Raw genomic sequence first — 23,472 nt, forward strand, 5'->3', positions numbered from 1 at the left:
TTGCGCGTCACACATGTCCATTGATGGGCCGGCCTCGGATCGGACCCGCCCACGCTCGACTGATCGCGCCATGTGCGCGGGTCGGGTCAGGGCAGCGACGGCTGGCAGCACTGCTCGACGAGTCGCCAGACCTCTTCGGGGGTTTCGCGGGTGAGCGCGATGGCCGCCAGGGAGGCGCAGGTGTCATGGCGCAGGCGGCGGATGCGGGCGCGGACCTCGTCGAGGGCGGCTGGTGCCACGGAGAGGCTGTCGCAGCCCAGACCGATGAGGAGGGGAGTGACGAGGGGGTCGGCTGCGGCGTCGCCGCAGACGGAGACCTGACGATTGTGGCGGTGGGCGGCGGTGACGACCTGGGCGATGGCGTGGAGTACGGCGGGGTGTGCCGCCATGGCGGGGGAGGCAGCGGGGTCGCGCCGGTCCAGGCCCAGGATCTGGCAGGTGAGGTCATTGCTGCCGATGGACAGGAACGCCGCCTCGCGGGCGAGGTCGTCGGCCGCGGCGACGGCTTCGGGAAGCTCCACCATGATTCCCAGCGGCGGAGTCGGGACGCCGGCTTCGTCGGCTGCGGCCTGGAGAAGGCGTCGACAGGCACGGAGTTCGTCGATGCTCGCGACCATCGGGATCATGATGCGCAGATCGGTCTCTGCTCCCGCGCCGAGCAGGCTGCGGAACTGATCGGCGAAGGCGTCCGGTTGGGCCAGCATGAGCGGCAGACCGCGGCCGATCCGCGCGCCCTGGAGGCTGGACAGGAACGGCGGCAGTTTGTCGTCGGCGAAGTCCAGGGTGCGGGCGGTGACGGTCTGTCCGGCGAGTGCGCGCAGGACGGGGACGAGGGTGGCCGCGTGCTGGTTGCGGGTGGGCCAGGCGGGGTGGTTGAGGAAGGGCAGCTCGGTGCGGAGCAGGCCGACACCCTCGGCGTTGGCCGCGAGGGCTGCGCGGGCGTCGGACGGGGTCGCCACGTTGGCCCGGAGCACCATGGGGTGGTGGTCGAGTGTGCGGGCGGGCAGGTGGCGCCCTTCGGCGAGCGCGAGCCTGCGGGTGCGGGCTGCGTCCATGGCGTGGAGCGCGGTTGCCCGTTCGTTGTCGTCGGGGTGGGCGACCGCGGTGGCCCGTTCGGCGTCGAGCAGGATCTCCTGCCCGTCCGGCAGGCCGAGCAGCTGGGGGTCGACGGCCAGGAGGAGGGGGATGCCCTGTGAGCGGGCGACGATCGCGGCGTGGGAGTTCGGGCCGCCGGTGACGGAGATGGCGGCGGTGACCGTCTGGCCGGGTTCCAGCAGGTCCGCCGCGCCGATCTCGTGCGCGACCAGGACGAGGGGCTGGTCGGGCGCGGGGCCCGTGTCGCCGTGCAGGTGAGCCAGGACGCGGCGGCCGACCTGCCGTACGTCGGCGGCGCGTTCGGCGAGGGTGGGGTCGTCCAGGGCGGCGATGACTGCGGCGTAGGTGTCGATGGCCTGCCGGACGGCGACGGCTGCCGGCTGCCCTTGGTGCGCTCGTTTGATGGCCTGGTCGCGCAGATCGTGGTCCTGCGCGATGTAGCTGTTGACATCCATGATGTCGGCCTGTTCGTCCTTGCCCTGTTCGCGCAGGGAGGTGGACAGGGCAAGCAGGCGGGTGGCGATGGCGTCGAAGGCGTCGGTGATCTGCGGTGCGGGGTCGCCACTGGTGCGGTGGGGGAGCGCGGTGCTGGTGGGCGGGCGGTCGGTGCGGTGGAGGAACCCCAAGGCTATTCCGGGTGCGGCGGTATGCCCGGCGTAGGTGCGGCGGTTGGTCATCGGGCCACCACCTCGGCGAGTGCGCGGAAGATCAGGGCGGTGGACGTGGCTCCCGGGTCCTGGTGGCCGATGCTGCGGGCGCCGAGGTAGGAGGCACGGCCCTTGCGTGCCTGCATGGGGGTGGTCGCGCGCATGCCCTCCGCGGCAGCGTCGGCGGCGGCCAGGGCCGCGGCGGCGAAGTCGGCTCCGGCACCGGCGTACCGCTGGAAGACGGCCAGCGCGGGAGCGTAGGCGTCGATCATGGTCTTGTCGCCGGGTGCGGCCGCGCCGAGCTTCTGGACACTCTCCAGGCCGGCGGCGAGTGCGGTGGCGAACTGCTGCGTGTCGGCGGTGGGTGCGTCAAGGGTCTTGCCCATGGCGCGGAACGCGCCGCCGTAGAGCGGGCCGGAGGCGCCCCCGACGCTGGAGATCAGGGTGGTGCCTGTTTTGACCAGCACGGCCCCGACGGTGTCCGGCTTGTAATCGGCCAGGGCCGTGGTGACGGCGGAGAAGCCGCGTTTCATGTTGACGCCGTGGTCGGCGTCGCCGATGGCCGAGTCGAGCTGAGTGAGGTGGTCCTTGTGCTTGTCCACGGCGGCGGCAATGGCCTGCACCCACGTGCGGGCGAGGTCGGTGTCCACGGAATCTCCGTTCATGGTCGGTGCGTGGCAGGTTCACGGTTGGGTGAGCCGGGGGCGGGGGCGGATGCGGGGGTGCGGTCCGGGCGAGCTGGCGCGGGAAGGATCCCGCCCGGCCCTCGCGTATCGCGCGGCCCCGCCCCCGGCTCGGTTCAGGCGCCCCAGCGCAGGGCTGGGGTGTTCACGGGTGCGTCCCACAGGGACAGCATGTCGGCATCGGCCTTGCACACGGTGATGGAAACACCAGCCATGTCCAGGCTGGTCACGTAGTTCCCGACGAGGTTGCGGGCGATGACGACGCCCTTGTCCGCCAGGGCGGCCGCGACGTCGTTGAAGACCACATACAACTCGATAAGCGGTGTGCCGCCCAGGCCGTTGACCATGACGATGGTCTCGTCCCCTGCGAAGAGCGGCTGGTCGGCCAGGATCGCGTCCAGGGCAGTGGCCACGATCTCCTTGGCCGGCCGGAGCTTTTCCCTGCTGCGTCCGGGTTCGCCATGGATGCCGACGCCGACCTCCACCTCGTCCTCCGGCAGGTCGAAGCCCGGCTTGCCCGAAGCGGGGGTGGTACAGGCGGTCAGCGCCACAGCGAAGGACCGGGAGGCGGCGTTGACCCGCTTACCCATCTCCGCCACCGCGGCGAGATCGGCGCCCTTCTCGGCGAGAGCGCCGGCGATCTTCTCGACGAAGACGGTGGCTCCGGTGCCCCGGCGCCCCGCGGTCCAGGTGGAGTCCTGGACGGCGACGTCATCGTCGACCAGCACGGTCTCCACCGTGATGCCTTCCTCGGTGGCCAGTTCAGCGGCCATCTGGAAGTTGAGGACGTCACCGGTGTAGTTCTTCACGATGAACAGCACGCCCGCGCCGCCGTTGACGGCCTGCGCGGCGGTCAGCATCTGGCCGGGTACGGGCGAGGTGAACACCTCCCCGGGACAGGCCGCGTCCAGCATGCCCAGTCCCACGAAACCGCCGTGCAAGGGCTCGTGCCCGGAACCACCGCCGGAGATCAGGGCCACCTTGCCCGTCCTGGTGCCGTCCGCGCGGGCGATCACCTTGTTCTCCGCGTCGACTTTCAGTTCGGGGTGGGCGGCGGTGATGCCGGCCAGGGCCTCCTCCAGCACCGCCTCGGGGGCGTTGATGAGCTTCTTCATGACAGGGCTCCTTCGGCAGAGGCCGGCTGGGCGGCCCGGTTCTCGGCTGCTGTTGCGGCGGCTGCTGTGCGGTGGGCATTGAGGGCGGTGTAGAGGAGGCCGGCGGCGAGGGCGCCGATCACCTCGGCGGCCAGGTAGACGGGCAACTGGTCCCAGTGGACCGTGCCGTTGAAGAGCTCGCCGGTGATCATCGGGCCGAGCGTCCTGGCCGGGTTGATGGACGCCGCGGTGGCGGGCGCCACAGGAATGATGATCGCGAACACGCCGAGGCCGATGGCCAGACCGGCGAAGCCGCCGGCCGCGCGCCGGTCGATGGCCCCGAAGACGACGAACGCGAGGATGAACGTGCCGATGGCTTCGGCGAAGAAGGCCTGGCCGGCGCCGACACCGGTGCCGTAGGCGGCGATACCGAGGCCGACGTCGACCGCCTTCTTCCCCAGCACTCCGACGATCGCAAGCGCGCCCAGCACCGCACCGGCCACCTGGGCCGCGATGTAGCCGGGGACGTCCCGCCAGGGCATCTTCTTCGTGGCGGCGAGCGCCAGGGTGATGGCCGGGTTGATCTGGCAGCCGGAGATATGGCCGATCGCGTAGACCATGGCGATGACGGCGGTGGCGAAGGCCAGCGAGATCATTCCCAACTGCGCCATGGTGAACGGGGCGTCGCCACCGACGATGAGCGTTGCGGGGACCGAACCGACACCGATGAACACCAGCACCGCGGTGCCCAGCATCTCGGCCACAAGCTTCTGTGAGTAAGAGTTTTCTTCCATGATGGCGCCCAGCGCCGAGCGGCAGCTTGGGCGTCTCACCTCCTCCGCGTGGAGCGGGCTATGAAGGGAGGTGGCCGCCAGGTGGTCAGGGGTCGGGCACCTGGCGGCCGGCTCAGGGGAACCGGATAACCAGCGGAATCCGGCAAGACGTTCACTATGGATGAACGTTGTTCCGGAAGTTAAGCCCGCGTTTCAGACCTGTCAAGAGGTTCGGCCACTATCGGGCACTACGGGCACGGGAAAGGCCCCACGGCGATGCGCCGAGGGGCCTGGGCAGAGCGGCAGGTGGCGGGGTCGGAGGCGCCGCCGCCGAGCTGCGGGTGAATGCGGAGTGTGCAGGTCAGGTGCCCGCGAGGCTGGTGATTGCGGGGCGGGCGGGTCAGGGGCCGGGCATGCGGGCGGCCCCCCGAGGGGCACCCAGGTCACGGGAGAGGTTGCGGGCGGTCTCCCGGACCGCGACCGCGAGCTCCTGACGTGCCGATTCGGCCAGCAGCCGCTCGACGGGGCCGACGATGCCGATGGCGCCGACCACCTCGCCGGAGCGGTCGAAGACGGGCGATGCGATACCCGCGTCCCCGATGGCGGACTCCTGATCCTCGATCGCGTACCCCGTCCTGGGGATCTCCTTCAGCTGGCCGGCGAGCTCCTGCGGGTCGGTGATGCTGGCGCCGGTGAGCACTGCCGGGTCGCCCGCGAGCAGCCGCTCCCGCTCGGAGGTCGGGGCGAAGGCCACGACGGCCTTGCCCAGGGCGCAGGTGCTCCACGGGATGCTGGCTCCCACCTCGAGGATCTGCACGGCACCCTCCGGCCGGAAGGCGTGGTGCACCACCAGGACGTGGTCGCCGGTGAGCACGGCCACCCACACCGCCTCGTTCGCCCGGGTGGCAAGCTGGTCCGCCCAGGTCAGTGAGCGGGTCCGCAGCTCCTGGGTGTCCAAGTAGGCGTTGCCCAGCTGTACCAGGTGCGGGCCGAGCTGGTACTTGGAGCTGTCCCGGTCCTGCACCACCAGCCCCTCGCGCTCCAGCGTTCGCAGCAGCGCATGGACGGTGGGTTTGGCCACGCCCAAGCGGTCGGCCAGCTCGGTCACACCCAGTCGGGGCCCAGTGGATGCGAGCTCCCGCAAGATCTGCACCGCCCGATGAACCGCTTGCACCATCGAAGAATTCTCCTCGTTCAGTATTGATGAACAGCGTTCTGAGATATAGCGTGGTTGTTCATGAGCAACCCTGTCGGCATCGTACTCGTGTCCCACAGCGCCGAGCTCGCCGCTGGCCTTCGCCTGCTGGTAGAGCAGATCGGCTCCGACACAGTCCCCCTCGCCACTGCCGGAGGAACCGACGACGGCCGGATCGGCACGAGCTACGACCTCGTCCTCGCCGCCATCCAGCAAGCCGACCGCGGAGCCGGCGTCGTCGTCCTTCCCGACCTCGGCAGCTCCGTCCTGACCGCCCGCACCGTCATGGAAGACCATCCCCGCACCGACGTCACGATCGTCGACGCGCCCTTCGTCGAAGGAGCCGTCGCAGCCGTCGTCACCGCCGCATCCGGCGCTGACCTGCAGACCGTCGTCACCGCCGCCAAGGAGGCCCGCAATGTCCTCAAGCTCTGAGACCACCACCACCACGACCACGGCGAGTCACGAAATCGCCGTTGTCCTGCCCGCCAACCTGCACGCCCGCCCAGCAGGCCAACTCGCCCGCGCCGCAGCCGGATTCACCAGTGCCATACAGCTGGAGCACAGTGGCCGGACCGTCAACCCGACTGGCGTCCTCGCCGTGATGGCGCTGGGCGCCACCGCCGGCAGCACCGTGACCGTACGCGCCGAAGGCCCCGACGCAGAACAAGCCGTCACGGCACTGACCGACATCCTCGCCACCGCCGAATAACCCGGCGCCCGGCCCACCGCACCGAACGAGCCGCCGATTCCGCCATGAGGATCCGAGACGAGTGGAGGTGGCCGAGGATGACCACCCCGGCCATGCCCACGTCCGACATCGACGTGGACCTGCCCCCACGGACCGAGCACATCTGCCCGCTGCCGCACATCCCTGAGAGCCTCTCCGCCGTGCGCCGCCGCGCACGCACAGTCCTGGCCCACTGGGCCCTGCCCACGGAGACAGCCGACGACGCCCTCCTGGTGATCTCCGAACTGATCACCAACGCGATCGCCCACGCACTGCCCCCAGCAGTGCTGCGGCTGTCGATGCTCGTGATCGGCGGCCGTCGCGGCCTCCGCATCGAGGTCACAGACGCTGGGCCCCTGCCCCGGCCGTGCCCATCACCCGACAGCCCGCACTCTGCGGAATATGAGGAACACGGCCGCGGGACCGGCATCATCGCCGCCCTCTCCGTGCGGCACGGCGTATCCCATCACCTCCACAGAATCACCCGATGGGCGGACCTCCACGTGGCGTCCGGCCACACCGGATGTGCTGCGGCTGCAAGCCCTTGAGGACCTCCCGGCGCGGACAGGAACGGCCGGACTTCATGCTGTCCGTCGCACCCTAGGGCCGGCGGGCGCCGAAGGCACCCCGGGCGCCGCACCGCTGTGCCGCGGGTCTCACCACCGCCGCGGAGCTGGCTCGACGAGCTCCTCCGCACCGCCGCCGAGCGGGGCCAGGACACCTTCGGCAGACTGCTGGTCACCGACACCGGGTCTTTCGCCAGGGCCTGGCCGGCCGCCGTCCTGTACACCGAGGAGGTGGCAGCCGAGCTGTGCCGCGCAGCATGGAGCGATACCGGTGAAGCGCGCGAGTACGGTGGTTGAACCGGTGCCCCCCGATACCCCGACGACTCGGGAGCCGAGACGCCCAGCCCCTGACCTCAACCCCCAAACCCCCACCCACAGCCGACGAGCACCCCAGAAGCCCGGGAGTGAGCGATGCCCTTCGCCCGCCTAGCAGCCGCGACGACCCCCACCGCCCACATCGGCCTCGGCCTTGCGGCTGTAGGCCGCCCCGGGTACATCAACCTCGGGAGGGACGCCGATCTGCCGGCCGAGCGCAGTGTCGAGGCCCTGCGCCGCCGGACGCACGAACTGCTGGACGCCGCCTATGCCCAGGGCGTCCGCTACGTGGACGTGGCCCGCTCCTACGGCCGCTCCGAGGAGTTCCTCGCCGACTGGCTGGCCCGGCGACCCGACATCGACGACCTGGTCGTCGGCAGCAAGTGGGGATACCGGTACACGGCGGACTGGCGCACCGACGCCGACGTCCACGAGGCCAAGGACCACAGCGTCAGCACCTTCGAGGAGCAGCGCGCCGAGACGGCCGCGCTGCTGGAGGACCGGCTCGACCTGTACCAGATCCACTCCGTCACGCCCGACAGCCCTGCCCTCTCCGACAAGGAACTCCACACCAGACTTGCCCAGTTCGCCGCCGAGAGCGGAGTGAGCGTGGGCTTCACCACCAGCGGCCCCTCCCAGGCCGAGACGATCCGGGCGGCCCTCGCCGTCACGGTCGACGACAAGCCGCTGTTCCGTACGGTGCAGAGCACCTACAACGTTCTCGAGACCTCGGCCGGGCCCGCGCTCGCCGAGGCCCACGACTCGGGCGTTAGCGTCATCGTCAAGGAGGCCATGGCCAACGGACGCCTTGCCGCGCCGCACGCCCCGGCCGCGCTCCGGGAGATCGCCGAACAGACCGGCCTGGGCTGTGACGCGGTCGCGCTGGCCATGGTCCTGCACAAACCCTGGGCATCGATGGTCCTCTCGGGCGCCGCGACGGCCGTGCACCTGTCCTCGAACCTGCACGCGGCGGTCGTCGACCTCGATGACGAACAACTGGGCCGCCTGGCCGACATGGCGGAGAAACCGTCCGACTACTGGCGTGAGCGAGCCGCACTCCCCTGGACCTGAGCGCCAGACCCGCTGCGCCCCGCGGGAGGTCCGGGCGGCGCTCGGACCCTGCCGGCTGCCGGCAGCCCAGTCAGGGCGTCGAAGTCAGCGCGGGTCGGCCCGATCGCCGGATGGATCGTTGTCAGCAGCACGTGCCCGAGGTGGCAGCCACGCTGCCGCTGAGACCCGAAACCGCCGACTACCCCCGCCGGAACAGCTCCCCAAGCTCTCGCTCATGCCGCTATCCCGGCCGCGGTTCGGACCGTGGTGGGTCGGCTGCGAGACGGCCTCTGGTTCCGCCGTGATCGCGAAAGCGGCTCCCGTCAACAGTGGTTCACCGATAATGACGATCAGCCGTGTGGCGGAGCGGATGCACACGCACATACGGATCGGTGGCCGACGACGGCTCGTGACGACTGGGGGACGACCAAATGCGTATAGGGGTGTACCTCGCACACCCGAGGCCGGGGAGCTTCAACCACGCTGTGTTCGATGCCGTGGTGGAGGAGCTGCGCGGGCGAGGGTGCCAGACAATCGCCCATGACCTCTGCGCTGAAGGATTCGCACCGCTGCTGTCCGCCGATGAGACGGGCACGGTCCAGTCAGCGCAGTACGCCCACGACGCGCAGGTGGCGCTGCACCGGACAGAGGTGGCCACCCTTGATGCCATGGTGTTCGTCCACCCGAACTGGTGGGGTATGCCACCCGCTGTCCTTACGGGCTGGGTGCAGCGCGTACTCGCGCCCGGCGTCGCCTACAAACTGGGTACCGCGCAGGGGGAGCCCGCGGGACTCCTGAAGGCCGGGAGGGCCCTCGTCCTGAACACCTCCGACACTCCCGCCGACCGTGAAGAGAGCGAGTTCGGCGATCCACTGCAAAGGATCTGGTCGGCGTGTGTCCTGCCGTACGTAGGAGTTACCGACGTACGCCGCATCGTCTTCCGTACGGTCACCGATTCCAGCGACGAAGTACGCGCGGCCTGGCTGGACCAGGCACGCCGGCAAGCCGCCGCGCTGTTGGCATGAACCGTGGCGTGCGGAGCGCTGTGCAGCTTCGCGTGTGCTTCCGAGGTACCGCCGCCCTCGCCCGGCGCCCACAGCACCCTCATGACACCACCAGTTCCGCCCAGACCGTCTTGCCGATCACTCGTTCCCTCGTGCCCCAGGACATGGCGAGCGCCTCGACGAGTTGAAGTCCACGGCCGTCCTCGGCCTCCGGCGCCGACTGCCGCGGCTCCGGTTCGCGCTCCCCGCGCGGGTCCGAGACCTCGATACGGAGGGCCGTCGGGGCGAGGGTCAGGCGCAGCTCGAAGTCTCGGCCGGGGACGCGGCCGTGCGTGACCGCGTTCGCCGCCAGCTCGGCGACGATCACCGCGGTCGAGTCGTAGAGGTCGCTGCCGTACGGAATGCCCCACGCGTCGAGCTGGTGCAGGGCAAGGCGCCGAGCGAGGCGGGCGCCGCGGCGGGTGGCGCTGAACCGCTGCGTGAACTCGGCGGTGGGGAGAGTGATTTCGGCCTTCATGTCACTGAGCGTGGCCGGTTCGCCGTACCCTGACCAGGAGTGAAATCGCGACGCTGGGTAACTGTACGGGTACGGATGGCGGGCTGTACGGGACGTCGGCCGTGACCGAGAAAGCGGTACGGCATGACGGAAGAGCGGCCGGAGCGGCCGGCTGAAGTGGACGGCACGGCGCATCTCTTCAGCGCTCTCGGCAAGCAGATCAAGGTGCTGCGGGAGAACGCTGTGATGAGCCAGCGGGAGCTGGGGATTGCAGCGCATTGCGGAGAGGACCTGATCTCCTCGATGGAGCGGGGTGTACGGACTCCGCAGCCCGATTTCCTGGTGCGTGCTGATGAGTTGCTGGGTGCCGGGGGCGTGCTGAGGGCGGCAGTCGAGGACGTGCGGGAGGCGCAGAAGAAGGCACGGACGCGGCACCCCGAGTGGTACCGCGACTACGCCAAGCTGGAGGCGGAAGCCATCGAGCTGCACGATTACAGCAACCAGGTCGTGCACGGGCTTCTGCAGACCGAAGACTACGCACGGGCGATCTTCTCCCAGCGGCGCCCATTGCTGGACGGGGAGACCATCGAGAAACGCGTGGCCGACCGGCTTGCCCGTCAGCAGATGTTCGAGCGCTGGCCGGCACCAACGTGCAGTTTCATCCTGGAGGAAGCCGCGATCCAGCGGCCGATCGGAGGACCCGCTGTTCACGAGGCCCAGTTGCAGCAGTTGCTGCGCATCGGACGACTCCGGACCGTGGAGCTTCAGATCATGCCGACCGATCGCGAGGAACACCCCAACGTAGATGGGGTGTTCACCCTGCTCACGGCCAAGGCCCGTCAACAGGTGGCTTACACGGAGGTCCAGGGATACCCCCGCCTGATCACCGATACGGAAGAGGTCCGGCTCATCACCGCCCGCTATGGCATCCTTCGGTCGCAGGCTCTCAACGCCCGGGAAACCCTGTCCCTGATCGAGAAAATGCTGGGAGAACGATGAGCACCGAGCAGCTTCACTGGTTCAAGTCCAGCCACAGCGGCGGCGAGGGCGGATCGTGCGTCGAGGTCGCCGTCGCCTGGCGCAAGTCCAGTTACAGCGATGCTGAAGGCGGCGCCTGCGTCGAGGTCGCCACCTGCCCCGCCGCCATCCACGTCCGGGACTCCAAGGTCACCGAGGGCCCCCAGCTCGCCCTCACCCCCGCCACCTGGTCCGCCTTCGTCTCCTACGCCCGGCGGCACCCGACCGGCTGAGGCCCGTGCGTGTCTTCGGCACCCCGTCGGGCCTGGTCGGCAGGCTCGGGTGCATGAAGACATCACGCCTGATCGCCGTCGCCACGCTGGCCGCCGCCGCGCTCCCCGCTGCCGTCCTGCTCGCCGCCAACAGCGCCGCCGCGTCCCGGGCGCCCACCGTGCAGGCGCCCGGGCCGGCCGGGGGTCACACGTACTGCGCGTACTCGTCCAGCACCCCCAGCACCTCCGCCTCCCCCGCCGGCGGCAGCTGCAGCACGACCTCCTCCACGCCCAGTTCCGCGTAGTGCGCCAGCTTCCCGGGGCTCGGCAGGACCGCGTACGGAACGACCTGCAAGGTGCCCGGGTCACGCCCCGCCTTCTCCCACACCTCGCGCAGCACCGGCACCGACTCCGTCAGGCCACGCCCGCCGATCGGGAGCCAGCCGTCCGCGTACTCCGCGATGTGCGAGAAGAGCTTCGGACCGGCCGCCCCGCCGATCAGCGTGCGCGGCGCGCCGCCCGCGGGCTTCGGGTACGCGTACGACGCCCGCACAGCCCCGAACTCGCCTCTGTACGTGGTCGGTTCGGCCGCCCACAGCGCCCGCATCAGCGCCATCCGCTCCCGCCCCAGCTCGCGCCGCGTCGCCCACTCCACGCCGTGGTCCGCGGCCTCCTCCTTGTTCCAGCCAAAGCCGACGCCGAGCGTGAACCGCCCACCCGACAGATGGTCGAGGGTCGCGATCTGCTTGGCCAGATCGATCGGGTCGTGCTGGGCAACCAGCGTGATGCCGGTGCCCAGGCCGAGGCTCGACGTGACCGCCGCGGCCTGGCCGAGGGCGACGAAAGGATCCAGGGTGCGGCCGTACTCGGGCGGCAGCTCGCCGCCCGCGGGGTACGGGGTCGCGCGCTCCACCGGGATATGGGTGTGTTCCGGCAGGTAGAGCCCGCCGAAGCCACGCTCCTCCAGCTCCCGGGCCAGCCGTACGGGCGTGATCGTCTCGTCCGTGAGGAAGATCGTCGTCGAGATCCTCATGAGGCTCCTCCGTCATCGTCGGCGCTGGTGGCGGGCCTAAGGTACGCCGTCCCACGCCAGATGCCGAGTACACGCCGGGTGCAGGCCAAAAGCGGCCGCCGAGTGCACGCCGAGCACACGCCGAGTCCAGGCCAAGCACTGTCCGGCCATCGCCCCGCCCCCTGCCACCCCCCTTCCCTTGCACGGCAGTTCACGGCTCAATACGAGGGTTTGAGTACACCACTTCTGTCCCTCTCACCAGCCTGGGGAGCCGACGGCATGTGCAACGACGGACACACAGAACACGCCATGGACAGACGCGGCCTGCTCGTGACGGGAGCGGCTGCGGCGCTTACGTTGGGCACTGTGAGCTTCGCGAACGCGGCACCGAACAGCGACGGACAGGCCGGCCAGAGCGACGGGCAGACCGAGGTCGTACGCGGCACGCTGCCGCCCGGCTCCCCCGACTTCGTGTATCTGCCGGTCGAGGTCCCGCGAGGTGTACGCGAGATCCACGTCGCGTACACCTACGAGCGCCCCGTCGTCCCGGCCGGCACCCAGGGCAACGCCCTCGACATCGGCATTTTCGACGAGCGCGGCACGGAGCTCGGCGGGGACGGCTTCCGCGGCTGGTCGGGCGGGGCGCGAACCGAGTTCTTCATCCGCGCGGACGAGGCGACGCCGGGCTACATCCCGGGCCCGGTACGGGCCGGCACCTGGTACATCGCGCTGGGCCCGTACACGGTCTCGCCGCAGGGTCTCGCGTACGAAGTCACCATCACGCTCCGGTACGGCGCGCCCGGCAAGACCCCCAAGCCGGTCTACCCGCCGGAGCGGGCCAAGGGGCGTGGCCGCGCCTGGTACCGCGGCGACTGCCATCTGCACTCCTGGTACTCGGACGGCAAGCGCACCCCGGCCGAGATCGCCGCGCTCGCCCGCGACGCCGGGCTCGACTTCATCAACACGTCCGAGCACAACACCCATGCGGCGCACCGGGCGTGGCAGGGACAGTGGGGCGACGACCTGCTGATCCTCACCGGCGAGGAGGTGACGACACGCAACGGCCACGTCGTCGCGCTCGGCACCGACCCCGGGACCTTCGTCGACTGGCGCTACCGGGCACGCGACAACCGTTTCGGCCGCTACGCCCGCGAGATCAGGCGCTCCGGCGGCCTGGTCGTCCCGGCCCACCCGCACGCCACCTGCATCGGCTGCAACTGGAAGTTCGGCTTCGGCGAGGCGGACGCGGTGGAGGTGTGGAACGGCGCGTACACCCCCGACGACGAGGTCTCGCTGCAGGCCTGGGACAACACGCTGGTCGCCTCCGTACGCTCCGGGAAGCCCTGGACCCCGGCGATGGGCAACAGCGACGCGCACCGCCACCCGGACCCGGTCGGCACGCCGCAGACCGTGGTCCTGGCCGATGAGCTGTCCCGCGAGGCGATCCTGGACGGCATCCGGGCGGGACGCTCGTACGTCGCCGAGTCCTCCGCGGTGTCGCTGTCCTTCTCGGTGGCGGCGGGACACGGCCAGCACGCGGGCATCGGCGAACGGCTGCGCGTCGACGCCGACGACCCGGTGACGGTACGCCTGGAGGTCAGCGGCGCGCCGAACTGCTCGGCCCGCATCGTGACCGATCAGGGCGTGCTGCACACGGTGGCGCTGCCGGCGTCGGGAACGGGCACGGTGGAGTGGGGGACGACGGCGTCGTACGCGGCGTACGTACGGGCGGAGGTGCGGCACGCGCCGGTGGTGCCGGGACTGCCGGGCCCACTGGCGGCGTTCACGAACCCGGTCTTCCTCGGAAGCTGAGGGAGTAAGGGCGTGGCCGAGGGAGTATCGGGAAACCCGGCGGATCGAAACACCCTCAAAGGCGGCGCACCTCGAAGTGGAAGCAGCCGTACTCCACAGCCCTGACATGTACGAGGACCACCTCGGGATCGGCAAAGGCTTCCGCGAACGCCGCGTCGAACCCTTCGGTGGCCGTCTCCGGAATCTCCAGGAGGCGGCCGCCCACGATGTGGCCTTCTGCGTCGTAGCGCCGCAGCGTCCGCAGGGCCCCGGCACGGGCGAAGGGGTAACCGTCCCGCTCCCCCGGCCCCGCGCACTCCTCGGCATGGATGAAGACGGGCCCCTGCTCGTCGTACGCTCCGGGCCTGGCCCACGTCTCGGCGGCCCATCGCCGCAGCGGCGCGTACGAGACGAGCGCGATCCGCTCCCCGATCCCGCTCGGCCGCAGACAGCAGCGCAGGGGTGCGCCGCCCTCGGTGTCGGTGTACGGGACGCAGGGCCGGCCCGCGTCGTCGGTGTCGCGGAGCTGCTTGAGAGCGGCGGGCTCGATGGGGCGGGCGGTCCAGAGAGTCGATGTCATGCCATCAGCGTGGCGCGCGAGGCGTCGCGCTTCCGGCGGGAAACGGACATGGCGTTCAGCGGGCGCTGCCGGACTGCGCGTCGGCCGTTCGGTGCGATGTGCCGGCCATGCGCCGGTAGGCAGGTGCAGCGAGGACTGCGCCAAGAGGCCGCCCGTGCCGCGAACTTGATCCGTACAACCATGTGATCAACCGGTGTGTCTCCTCTGTGCAAGGGCCCGGCGGTCGACCGCCGGGGCGGGGGGGAAGAGCAGAGGAGACATATGCGTACGCAGCGACACTCCGGGCGCGTCCGGCGGCGGTTCGCCGCCGTCGCGACTACGGCCACGGCGCTTCTGTCGACCGGCGGATTCGCGTACGGCGCGCCGACGCCGGCCCCGCAGCTGCCCACGATCAAGCTCGAGACGCCGGACGTCGCCGCCGGAGGCTCGGTCACCCACACCATCAAGGTGAGCGTCTCGGAGAAGGGCCGGGTCGAGCTGCACATGCAGCCGGCCGAGGACTTCCGCTGGTGGCACCTCCAGTCGGAGGCCTCCGACCTGCACAGAGGCCCGGTCACCGGCACGAACGCCTCGTGTCGCGAGGAGCCGTACTCGAACGGGGAACTCCTGGCGGTCTGCGACATCGCCCCGGGCGAGACCACCCTCACGTACTCCGTGGCAGCCGCCACGGACATGGAGGCATGGACGATCGAGGCGCGCGCCAGCTTCCAGCCGACGGGCGACCCTGTGAAGTACAAGGAGATGAGCGAGTTCTCGGTGCTCAGCGACGACCCGGTGGAGATGTCGTACCGCGTCTTCGGCCGGGACACGGCCGCCCGGCTCTGGTCGCACGAGACCTACCCGGTGGAGGTTCCGCCGCTCCAGCTGGGCTGGCGCCGGGACCACGGCTCGGGCTGGAACGCCTTTGACGCGCTGAGCAAGCTGTCCCCGATCAGCATCGTCAACCGTGGCGGTGGCGTCGTCGCCCGGGAGCCTTCGGGTCTCCTGTGGTACTACCCGGTCTCGGGCACGAAATACGCCCCCGTGTTCAAGCCGCGCGTGCGGGTGGGCACCGGCTGGAGCATCTACAACTCGGTGCGCGGCACCGGCGATGTCACGCGCGACGGTCACGCGGACCTCATCGGCCGTGACAAGGCCGGGGTGTTGTGGCTCTACAAGGGCACGGGTGTCGAGTCGAAGCCGTTCGCGGCGCGCACCAAGGTCGGCTCGGGCTGGAACGTCTACAACGCGATGACCGGCGGCGTCGACGTCACCAAGGACGGCATCGCGGACCTGTACGCCCGCGACACGTCCGGCGTGCTGTGGCTCTACCAGGGCACCGGCAACGCGGCGAAGCCCTACGCCGCCCGCATCAAGGTGGCCACCGGCTGGAACGCGTACACCGCGATCATCGCGCCGGGCGACGGCTCGGACATCGGCAAGGGCGCGCTGCTCGTGCGCGACAAGTCCGGCGCGATGTGGTGGTTCCGGGGCACGGGCGTCGCGACGAGCCCGCTGGCACCGCGGTCGTCCGCCGTGGCGGAAACCTACCCGTACACCGCCTGGATGTAGTCCACAACTCGCCTGTGCGGTACGCATCATCGAAGGGTCCGCACAGCGCACGGTGCGGACCCTTCCAGATCTGCTGCCTCAGGCACATCAGCCGGCCGGGGCCGGGTGACCCGGGGCCGGGCACCCCGCGGACAACGACCCGGGCCAGGGCCCTGGAAGACCCTTCGCGCTTTTAGTCGTTGACGACCAGCGCCGGGGTCTCCCGCGTCAGCACCTCGCCCCGGAAGAACGCCGGGCTCCGGCGCCGCATCGCCACCATCAGGACCACCCCGAGCAGCAGCAGCCGTCTGGGCGGCGACGGCGACCGTCAGGTACGAGGCGACGATCACGACGATGCCGAGCAGCGTGGCTCGGCCGGGGGGTCCTCGAGGCTTCAGCCGGGCCAGACGATCGACTGCAGCTCGCTGTACGCATGCAGCGCGTACGAGCCCACATCCCGCCCCACTCCGCTCTTCTTGAACCCGCCGAACGGCGCCTCCATATTGCGGCCGATGGTGTTGACGCCCACCCCGCCCGCCCGCAATTCCCCCGCCACCCGGAACGCCCGGGCCACATCCCCCGACCAGACGTAGTCGATCAGGCCGTAGTCGCTGTCGTTCGCCAGCGCGACGCCCTCCTCCTCGTCGTCGAAGGGCACCACGACCACCACCGGGCCGAAGATCTCCTCCCTGACCACCCGCATGTCGTTCGTGCAGTCGGAGAAGAGCGTCGGCGCGACATAGAAGCCCCGGTCCAGTGACGCCGGGCGCTCGCCGCCCGCGACCAGCCGCGCGCCCTCCTTCTTCCCCAGTTCGATGTACGACTCGACCCGGTCACGGTGGGCCGCGGAGATCACCGGGCCGACCACCGTGCCCTGCTCCGCCGGGTCGCCCACCTTCATATGGGTGAGGTAGCCCGACAGCTTCTCGATCAGCAGGTCGTAGATGCCGCGCTGCGCGATCACCCGCGTCGGCGCCGTACAGATCTGGCCGCTGTAGAAGGAGAACGTGGTGCCGATGCCCATCACCGCGGAATCCACATCCGCGTCGTCGAAGACCAGCGCCGCACCCTTGCCGCCCAGCTCCATCAGCTGGCGTTTCATCCCGCGGCCGCAGACCTCCGCGATGAGCTGTCCGACCGCCGTCGAGCCGGTGAAGCTGACCATGTCGACGTCCGGGGAGTCGACGGCGGCCTCGCCTACGGACGGCGCTGAGCCGGTCACGACATTCACGACGCCGGGCGGCGCGCCCGCCTCCGCGAGGGCCTCGGCCATCCGGTACACGGAGAGGGGGTCCTGGGGAGCGGGCTTCACGACGACCGTGTTGCCCATGGCGAGCGCGGGCGCGACCTTGCCCGCCGGGTTGGCCCAGGGGTTGTTGTACGAGGTGATGCAGGTGACGACGCCGACCGGGCGGCGTACGGCGAGCGCCCCGAACACGCCCGCCCTGCCCATCGGACCCGCGGCATTGATCTGCGGCGGCAGCCCCTGCTCCACAGGTTCCAGCGCGCCCTTCGCATACCGCTGGAAGCGGGCCGCGCCCACCGCGACCTGCATACCGCGCGCGGTCGCTGTGGTCGCGCCGGACTCGGCACGGGCCAGGAGGGCGTACGGCTCGGCCTCGCGCTGGATGACGTCGGCGGCCGCGTCGAGGATCCGGGCGCGCTCCTCGGGGGCGGTACGGGACCACGTGCGAAAGGCCTCGCGGGCAGCGTCCGCTGCCGCGTACACCTGGTCGCGGCTCGCCTCGGGCGCGAGGCCGACGACCTCCTCGGTGGCCGGGTTGAGTACTTCGTAGTGCCCGCCGTCGGGCTCGACCCACTCGCCACCGATGAACAACCGCTGCGGGTCCCTCACTTGGTACTCACCGTCTTCGTGTCGCGGCCGGACCTGAGGACCGTGCCCGGCACGGCTCCGGTGACCTGGTCGTCCCGTATCGTCTCCACGCCGTTGACCCGCACCGACACGATCCCGATCGCCTTCGCGTCCAACCGCGGGCTGTCGCCCGGCAGATCGTGTACGAGGGTCGCCGGGCCCGCCTCGATCCGCCGCGGGTCGAAGAGGACGAGGTCGGCGTGGAAGCCCTCCTGGACGCGGCCGCGTTCGCGCAGGCCGAAGAGGCGCGCCGGATCGTCGGTCAGCATCTTCACGGCCTCCTCCAGGCCGACGAGCTTGCGGCCGCGCAGACAGTCGCCGATGAAGCGCGTGGTGTACGGCGCGCCGCACATCCGGTCCAGGTGCGCGCCCGCGTCGGAGCCGCCGAGCATGACGTCCTCGTGCTGCCAGGTCTGCTGGCGCAACTCCCAGCTCGCCGGGTCGTTGTCGGTGGGCATCGGCCACAGGACCGTACGCAGCTGATCGTTGGCGCAGATGTCGACGAGGCACTGGAAGGCGTCCTGGCCGCGCTCGGCCGCGATGTCCTTCAACACCCGCCCGCTGAGACCCTCGTTCTCCTTGGAGTACGTGTCGCCGATGACGTAGCGGCCGAAGTTCGCGAGGCGGCGGAAGACTCCGGCCTCCTTGGAGTCGGCGCGGCGCAGCATCTCGGCGCGTACGTCCGCGTCGCGGAGCTTCTCGATCCGCTCGGGGACGGGGAGGGAGAGGATCTCGCCCCAGCCGGGGATGAGATTGAGCGCGCAGAAGGTCCCCAGCGACATGTTCATCGGGGTGAGGATCGGCATGGTCAGGGCGACGATGCGGCCGCCGGCCTTGCGGGCGCGCTCGCTCGCTGTCAGCTGGCGCGGTACGCGCTCGGGCACGGACGCGTCGATGGTGAGAACGTTCCAGTTCAGCGGCCGTCCGGCCGCCGCCGTCATCTCGACGAACAGATCGATCTCCTCGTCGGCGAACTGGTCCAGGCAGCCCGCGACGATCGCTTCGAGCTGCGTGCCCTCGTGCTCGGCGACGGCCCTGGACAGTGCGAGGAGTTCATCCGGCTTGGCGTGCCGGGACGCGACCGGATTTCCGTCGCCGTCGGAGTGGGTGGATGACTGTGTGGTGGAAAGCCCCCACGCGCCCGCGTCCATCGCGTCGTGGAAGAGCCTGAGCATCTCGTCCAGTTGCTCGGGCGTGGGCTGCCCGCCGACCGCGTCGGGCCCCATGACATGCCGCCGCAGGGCGCAATGGCCCACCATGAAGCCCGCGTTGACGGCGATCCGGCCCTCCAGGGCGTCCAGATACTCACCGAAGGTGTGCCAGTTCCAGGGCGCGCCGTCCTCCAGGGCGACCAGCGACATGCCTTCGACCTTGGACATCATGCGGCGCGTGTAGTCGGCGTCCTCGGGACGGTCGGGGTTGAGCGGGGCGAGGGTGAAGCCGCAGTTGCCGCCCGCGACGGTGGTCACGCCGTGGTTCATGGAGGGCGTGGCGTACGGGTCCCAGAACAGCTGCGCGTCGTAGTGCGTGTGCGGGTCGACGAAGCCGGGGGTGAGGACGAGCCCGGACGCGTCCTCGCTCGTCCTGGCCTCCTCGGCGACGGTGCCGGGGGCGGCGATGAGGGCGATGCGGCCGCCGCGTATCCCGACGTCGGCGACGTAGGCGGGGGCGCCGGTCCCGTCCACGACGGTCGCGGAGCGAATGAGGTGGTCGAGCATGACGGGTCCCTTCACTGCGTCGGTGATTCGTGGCTCCGGCCGGGGCGCGGGCGGCAGGCCGCTGCCGCGGACGCGCTCCGGCCGGGGCCGGGACGGCGGTCCGGGAGGCCGCCGCCGTTCTGTGGGCCGGGGGCCGGCATCCCGTGACTGGGGGCAAGCCCCCAGACCCCCGTACGGCCTTCGGCCGTGTCCTCAATCGCCGGACGGGCTTGAGTTTCCGCCCGTCCGGCGGCATTCAAGGTCCGGCCGGACTTTCAAGCCTCGCCGGCGATTGAGGCGCGGGGCCCGGGGCGGAGCCCCAACATTCAGCCCCGCCGGCGATTGAGGCGCGGGGTCTGGGGCGGAGCCCCAGTTCACGCCCCGCAGAGGCCTCCTCAGCCCGCCGCCCGGCGGAAACGCGTCGTCCGGTGGACCGGATCCGTGTCGATCTTCGGGATCACGTGCTCCCCGACCAGCCGTATCGACTGCAGCGTGTCCTCACGCGAGATCCCGATCGGGAGCCCGAACGAGAGCTGGTCCGCCCCCGCCTGCTCCCAGCGCTTGCACTGGGTGAGCACCTCGTCCGGATCACCGCAGATCAGCAGCTCCTCGGCGATGAGCAGCTCGATGATCTCCTCGTTGAACTCGGGCAGAGTCTCCGGCCACACCGGGAAACCCTCCGGCCGCGGGAAGGTGTCGTGGTAGCGGAAGACCAGCGACTGGAGGTAGTGCAGCCCACCACCCGCCGCGATGCGAACCGCCTCCTCGTGCGTCGGGGCGCAGATCGCCGTCGACGTCACCATCACGTTGTCGTTGACGAAGTCCCCCACCGGCTCCGCCTCGATGATCGCCGTCTTGTACTGCTCCAGCACCCACTCCATGTCGGAGACCTTCTGCACGCTGAAGCCCAGCACCCCCAGCCCCTTCTTCGCGGCCATGGCGTACGACGGCGGCGATCCGGCCGCGTACCACATCGCCGGGTGGGACTTCCCGTACGGCTTCGGCAGCACCTTGCGCGGCGGCAGCGACCAGTGCTTGCCCTGGAAGCCGACGTACTCCTCCTGGAGCCACATCTTGGGGAACTCCGCGATGGTCTCTTCCCAGAGTTCCTTGGTGTGGTTCATGTCGGTGATGCCCGGCAGGAAGCCTAGGATCTCGTGGCTTCCTGCGCCGCGGCCCGAACCGAACTCGAAGCGGCCTTCGGAGAGATGGTCGAGCATGGCGACCTTCTCCGCGACCTTCACGGGGTGATTCACGGGCGCCAGCGGGTTGAAGATGCCCGAGCCCAGATGGATCCGGTCCGTCGCGTGCGCGAGATAGCCGAGGAACACGTCGCTCGCCGAGAGGTGCGAGTACTCCTCCAGGAAGTGGTGCTCGGAGGCCCAGGCGTACTTGAACCCGGACTTGTCCGCCTGGATGACGTACTCGGTCTCCTCCATCAGCGCCTTGTGCTCGGCGAGCGGGTCGGTCTCGGCGCGCTTGCCGACGTATCCCTGTACAAAGAGCCCGAATTCCAAGGTGGTTCACCGCCGTCCTATGTTTCTGACGAACCGTCAGATCTGAGGGCTCGACTGTTCCACCGCGCGGGTGAAGCGTCAATAGATGTCCCTGACGCTCAGTCAGAAAAGGCTCACTCCGGCCAGCCAGCCGCCGTCGATGACGAACGGCTGGCCGGTGATGTACGAGGAGTCCTCGCCGCTCAGGAAGAGCGCCAGCTTGGCCACCTCCTCCGGCAGCCCGACGCGGCCGAGCGGCACGAGCTTGCTGTAGAGCTCGGCAACGGCCCCCCGGTCCACGCCGTCCGGATTGCTCATCGGGGTGTCCACCGCGCCCGGGCAGACCGCGTTGACACGGATCTTCTTCGTGGCCAGTTCCAGCGCGGCGACCCGGGTCAGGCCGAGGATCGCGTGCTTGGTCGCGGCGTACGCGCCCACGCCCGCCATGCCCGTCAGGGCCGTGTACGAGGCGGTGTTGACGATCGTCCCGCCGCCGGCCGCCTCGATCTCGGGCGCGACATTGCGGATACCGAGGAAGCAGCCGACCTGATTGACCTGGATGATCTGCTGGAACTCCTCCAGCGGCGTGGACGCCAGCTCGTTGAAGCGCAGAATGCCCGCGTTGTTGACCAGCCCGTCGATCTTCCCGAACGCGTCCTTCGCCGCGGCAACGGCGGCGATCCAGTCGCCTTCCTGGCCGACGTCGAGGTGGCTGTACACGGCAGTGCCCTCGCCCAGCTCCTTGGCGAGGGCCTCGCCCTGGTCGTCGAGCACATCGGCGAGCACCACCCTGGCGCCCTCCGCCGCGAAGAGCCGCGCCTCCTGCTCGCCCTGCCCCCGCGCGGCGCCCGTGATCAGGACGACGCGTCCGTCGAGCTTTCCCATTCCACTCTCCTCAGTTCAGGTGCGGAGCCACGTCGGCGCCGAACGCCGCGATCTGGTCGGTGAGCTCGGTACGGCTCCGGCTGCGGAACCGCACCTGGATCTGGTGAACGCCCATCGCGGCATACGCGCGCAGCGACTCGGCGATGGCGTCGGGCTTGCCGGTCAGGGTGCGGCGTCCGACCTCCCAGTCCGGCTCCCCCACGTACAGGGGCTCGGTGATCGCCCCGATCTCGATGGGTTCGGTGATGCCGGCCTCTTCGCGCAGGGCCTTCAGCTTGGCGATCTGGTCGGGGAGTTCCGTACGCGGGTCACCCTGGGGCAGCCAGCCGTCGCCCCGTACGGCGGCCCTGCGCACGGCGGCGGGCGAGGAGCCTCCGACCCAGAGGGGGATCCGCGGCTGGGCGGGCCTGGGGCGCTGGCCGAGCCCGCCGAAGGAGAACCGTTCCCCGGCGAACTCGGGGTACTCGTCCTCGCCGAGCGCCGCCCTGAGCGCGTCGATCGTCTCATCGAGGACGGCCCCGCGCGCGGCGAAGTCGACGCCCAGCGCCTCGAACTCCTCCGTCACATGCCCGGCCCCGACCCCGAGGATCAGCCGCCCGCCGGAGAGATGGTCCAGGGTGGCGTACTGCTTGGCGGTCACAAGGGGGTGCCGCAGCCCGACGACGGCGACATGGCTGAGCAGCAGGACGCGCTCGGTGATCCCGGCGAGGAAGGAGAGGGTAGCGACCGGGTCGTACCAGACGGTGGACATGGCACCGGCGAGCCGCCGCGGTATCGCGACATGGTCGCAGCTCGCGAGATAGGCGAATCCGGCGCGGTCGGCGGCCCTGGCGATCTCGCCGAGGTCCTCGGCGCCGGCGTCGGCCTCCCACGGCTCGGCGTAGATGGTGCTCTGCGACTGGACGGGGAGCTGCATCCCGTACGACAGCCGTCCTTTGGGCAGTACCTGCACGTGCACCGTGCCGCCTCCTCCGCCTTGACCTGACGCTCCGTCAATTAGCCGGGCGGGGCCATCGTCGTACCTGACGGCCCATCAGGCAAGGGGTGTGCGGGCCGTAAGTGCGCGGGCGGCAACCGGTCTCAGCTCACGTCGAACCCCAGCGTGGTGGCGATGACGGCGGCCTGCTCCAGATCGATTTTCGCGCCCGCGAGTTCGACGGTGAGAGGATCAAGGGCGGACAAGTCGCTGCCGCGCAGATCCGCACCGGTGAGCTTCGAGCCGTGCAGCATGGCCCCGGACAGATCCACGCCCGCGAGTCTTGCCCCTTCCAGCCGGGCGGCGGTGAGGTCGGCCTCCCGCATCCGCACACCTTCGAAGACCGCCTTGCGCAGATCGGCACCGGACAGCCCGACGAAGGACCAGTCACCGCCGGTGACGGAGAAGAGGTTGAAGGTGGACCGCTGGAAGAGGCTGCCGACGGCCTTGCACTGCTCGAACCGGGTGTCGAAGAAGGTACAGCTCTTGAAGGTGCAGTTGGTGAAGGCTGCGTTGGTGTGCCGGGAGGCATTGAACCGTACGCCCGAGAAGGTGCACTCGTCGAAGATGCCGCCGTCGTTGACGACCTCGGTCCAGTCGGTGTCGTAGAAGGTGTGGCGGGTGAATCTCTGCCCGGACAGATCCCGTCCGTACCAGTCCTCACCCCTGATGACGAGCCCTTCGTCGGGGACGGGGGGCCGGTGCGAGAAGGGGTCGGCATTGGCACGCTCGCGTCTGATGGACATGCCTCCGAT

General features: G+C 70.2%; 24 protein-coding genes. 10 read left to right on the forward strand and 14 right to left on the reverse strand.

The window, feature by feature from the left end:
- Positions 1–86: 86 nt before the first annotated feature.
- From ACH492_RS15790 to ACH492_RS15810, 5 genes are all read right to left on the reverse strand, one after another.
- Positions 87–1,772: a phosphoenolpyruvate--protein phosphotransferase gene (locus tag ACH492_RS15790; RefSeq protein ID WP_398986781.1), complete on the reverse strand. Its 1,686-nt coding sequence runs from the start codon at positions 1,770–1,772 to the stop codon at positions 87–89.
- On the reverse strand, positions 1,769–2,407 hold the full coding sequence (gene dhaL / locus ACH492_RS15795; protein WP_398986783.1) for a dihydroxyacetone kinase subunit DhaL: 639 nt from the start codon (positions 2,405–2,407) through the stop codon (positions 1,769–1,771). Before dhaL ends, ACH492_RS15790 begins: the two co-directional genes overlap by 4 nt.
- A gap of 134 nt (positions 2,408–2,541) precedes the next feature.
- Positions 2,542–3,540, reverse strand: a complete 999-nt coding sequence (gene dhaK, locus ACH492_RS15800) for a dihydroxyacetone kinase subunit DhaK (protein ID WP_398986785.1) — start codon at positions 3,538–3,540, stop codon at positions 2,542–2,544.
- Positions 3,537–4,313, reverse strand: coding sequence for an MIP/aquaporin family protein (locus tag ACH492_RS15805; RefSeq protein WP_398986787.1), 777 nt, complete (start codon positions 4,311–4,313; stop codon positions 3,537–3,539). The genes dhaK and ACH492_RS15805 overlap by 4 nt, the downstream gene beginning before the upstream one ends.
- Before the next feature lie 379 nt (positions 4,314–4,692).
- Positions 4,693–5,469 carry an IclR family transcriptional regulator gene (locus ACH492_RS15810; protein ID WP_398986789.1) on the reverse strand — a complete coding sequence of 259 codons (777 nt, stop codon included), beginning with the start codon at positions 5,467–5,469 and terminating at the stop codon, positions 4,693–4,695.
- A 60-nt stretch (positions 5,470–5,529) separates the two neighbouring features.
- Between ACH492_RS15810 and dhaM the strand changes: the two genes are divergently transcribed.
- From dhaM to ACH492_RS15840, 6 genes are all read left to right on the forward strand, one after another.
- The gene (gene dhaM, locus ACH492_RS15815; protein ID WP_175260553.1) at positions 5,530–5,922 is read left to right on the forward strand and encodes a dihydroxyacetone kinase phosphoryl donor subunit DhaM; all 393 of its coding nucleotides are present in this window, start codon (positions 5,530–5,532) and stop codon (positions 5,920–5,922) included.
- Complete coding sequence (locus tag ACH492_RS15820) at positions 5,906–6,199, forward strand: HPr family phosphocarrier protein (RefSeq protein ID WP_108150580.1); 294 nt, start codon at positions 5,906–5,908, stop codon at positions 6,197–6,199. The genes dhaM and ACH492_RS15820 overlap by 17 nt, the downstream gene beginning before the upstream one ends.
- 77 nt (positions 6,200–6,276) lie before the next feature.
- Entirely contained in the window at positions 6,277–6,765 is a 489-nt protein-coding gene (locus tag ACH492_RS15825) for an ATP-binding protein (RefSeq protein ID WP_398986792.1), read from the forward strand.
- Between the two features lie 96 nt (positions 6,766–6,861).
- The gene (locus tag ACH492_RS15830; protein ID WP_398986794.1) at positions 6,862–7,080 is read left to right on the forward strand and encodes a hypothetical protein; all 219 of its coding nucleotides are present in this window, start codon (positions 6,862–6,864) and stop codon (positions 7,078–7,080) included.
- Between the two features lie 114 nt (positions 7,081–7,194).
- The gene (locus tag ACH492_RS15835) at positions 7,195–8,169 is read left to right on the forward strand and encodes an aldo/keto reductase (RefSeq protein ID WP_398986796.1); all 975 of its coding nucleotides are present in this window, start codon (positions 7,195–7,197) and stop codon (positions 8,167–8,169) included.
- A 410-nt stretch (positions 8,170–8,579) separates the two neighbouring features.
- On the forward strand, positions 8,580–9,173 hold the full coding sequence (locus ACH492_RS15840) for an NAD(P)H-dependent oxidoreductase (RefSeq protein WP_175257980.1): 594 nt from the start codon (positions 8,580–8,582) through the stop codon (positions 9,171–9,173).
- A 79-nt stretch (positions 9,174–9,252) separates the two neighbouring features.
- Here ACH492_RS15840 and ACH492_RS15845 read toward each other — a convergent pair whose 3' ends face one another.
- Positions 9,253–9,669, reverse strand: coding sequence for an ATP-binding protein (locus ACH492_RS15845; RefSeq protein WP_398986798.1), 417 nt, complete (start codon positions 9,667–9,669; stop codon positions 9,253–9,255).
- Between the two features lie 123 nt (positions 9,670–9,792).
- Between ACH492_RS15845 and ACH492_RS15850 the strand changes: the two genes are divergently transcribed.
- Complete coding sequence (locus tag ACH492_RS15850) at positions 9,793–10,647, forward strand: helix-turn-helix domain-containing protein (protein ID WP_398986800.1); 855 nt, start codon at positions 9,793–9,795, stop codon at positions 10,645–10,647.
- The gene (locus ACH492_RS15855) at positions 10,644–10,898 is read left to right on the forward strand and encodes a DUF397 domain-containing protein (protein ID WP_398986802.1); all 255 of its coding nucleotides are present in this window, start codon (positions 10,644–10,646) and stop codon (positions 10,896–10,898) included. The genes ACH492_RS15850 and ACH492_RS15855 overlap by 4 nt, the downstream gene beginning before the upstream one ends.
- Positions 10,899–11,082: 184 nt before the next feature.
- On the opposite strand, the gene ACH492_RS15860 is transcribed toward ACH492_RS15855, so the two are convergent.
- Entirely contained in the window at positions 11,083–11,910 is an 828-nt protein-coding gene (locus tag ACH492_RS15860) for an LLM class F420-dependent oxidoreductase (protein WP_398986804.1), read from the reverse strand.
- Between the two features lie 258 nt (positions 11,911–12,168).
- Between ACH492_RS15860 and ACH492_RS15865 the strand changes: the two genes are divergently transcribed.
- Complete coding sequence (locus tag ACH492_RS15865; protein WP_398986806.1) at positions 12,169–13,701, forward strand: CehA/McbA family metallohydrolase; 1,533 nt, start codon at positions 12,169–12,171, stop codon at positions 13,699–13,701.
- 55 nt (positions 13,702–13,756) lie between these two features.
- On the opposite strand, the gene ACH492_RS15870 is transcribed toward ACH492_RS15865, so the two are convergent.
- Positions 13,757–14,260: a DUF1203 domain-containing protein gene (locus ACH492_RS15870; protein ID WP_398986808.1), complete on the reverse strand. Its 504-nt coding sequence runs from the start codon at positions 14,258–14,260 to the stop codon at positions 13,757–13,759.
- Positions 14,261–14,521: 261 nt separating this feature from the next.
- On the opposite strand from ACH492_RS15870, the gene ACH492_RS15875 reads away from it, so the two are divergent.
- Positions 14,522–15,811 (forward strand): hypothetical protein, encoded by a 1,290-nt coding sequence (locus ACH492_RS15875; protein ID WP_398986810.1) that lies wholly within the window; start codon positions 14,522–14,524, stop codon positions 15,809–15,811.
- 373 nt (positions 15,812–16,184) lie between these two features.
- Here ACH492_RS15875 and ACH492_RS15880 read toward each other — a convergent pair whose 3' ends face one another.
- From ACH492_RS15880 to ACH492_RS15905, 6 genes are all read right to left on the reverse strand, one after another.
- Positions 16,185–17,645 (reverse strand): aldehyde dehydrogenase family protein, encoded by a 1,461-nt coding sequence (locus ACH492_RS15880; protein ID WP_398986812.1) that lies wholly within the window; start codon positions 17,643–17,645, stop codon positions 16,185–16,187.
- Positions 17,642–19,381, reverse strand: a complete 1,740-nt coding sequence (locus tag ACH492_RS15885) for an amidohydrolase family protein (RefSeq protein ID WP_398986814.1) — start codon at positions 19,379–19,381, stop codon at positions 17,642–17,644. Before ACH492_RS15885 ends, ACH492_RS15880 begins: the two co-directional genes overlap by 4 nt.
- Positions 19,382–19,755: 374 nt before the next feature.
- Positions 19,756–20,877 (reverse strand): LLM class flavin-dependent oxidoreductase, encoded by a 1,122-nt coding sequence (locus tag ACH492_RS15890; RefSeq protein WP_398986816.1) that lies wholly within the window; start codon positions 20,875–20,877, stop codon positions 19,756–19,758.
- Between the two features lie 102 nt (positions 20,878–20,979).
- Positions 20,980–21,741 carry an SDR family NAD(P)-dependent oxidoreductase gene (locus tag ACH492_RS15895; RefSeq protein ID WP_398986818.1) on the reverse strand — a complete coding sequence of 254 codons (762 nt, stop codon included), beginning with the start codon at positions 21,739–21,741 and terminating at the stop codon, positions 20,980–20,982.
- Positions 21,742–21,751: 10 nt separating this feature from the next.
- A complete protein-coding gene (locus ACH492_RS15900; RefSeq protein WP_398987346.1) occupies positions 21,752–22,657 on the reverse strand; it encodes an LLM class F420-dependent oxidoreductase in 906 nt (301 codons plus the stop codon).
- A 164-nt stretch (positions 22,658–22,821) separates the two neighbouring features.
- Positions 22,822–23,463, reverse strand: a complete 642-nt coding sequence (locus ACH492_RS15905) for a pentapeptide repeat-containing protein (protein WP_398986820.1) — start codon at positions 23,461–23,463, stop codon at positions 22,822–22,824.
- Between the last annotated feature and the right edge of the window lie 9 nt (positions 23,464–23,472).

The sequence above is a fragment of the Streptomyces sp. NPDC019443 genome, from assembly GCF_044389785.1.
In the GTDB taxonomy this organism is placed as follows: domain Bacteria; phylum Actinomycetota; class Actinomycetes; order Streptomycetales; family Streptomycetaceae; genus Streptomyces.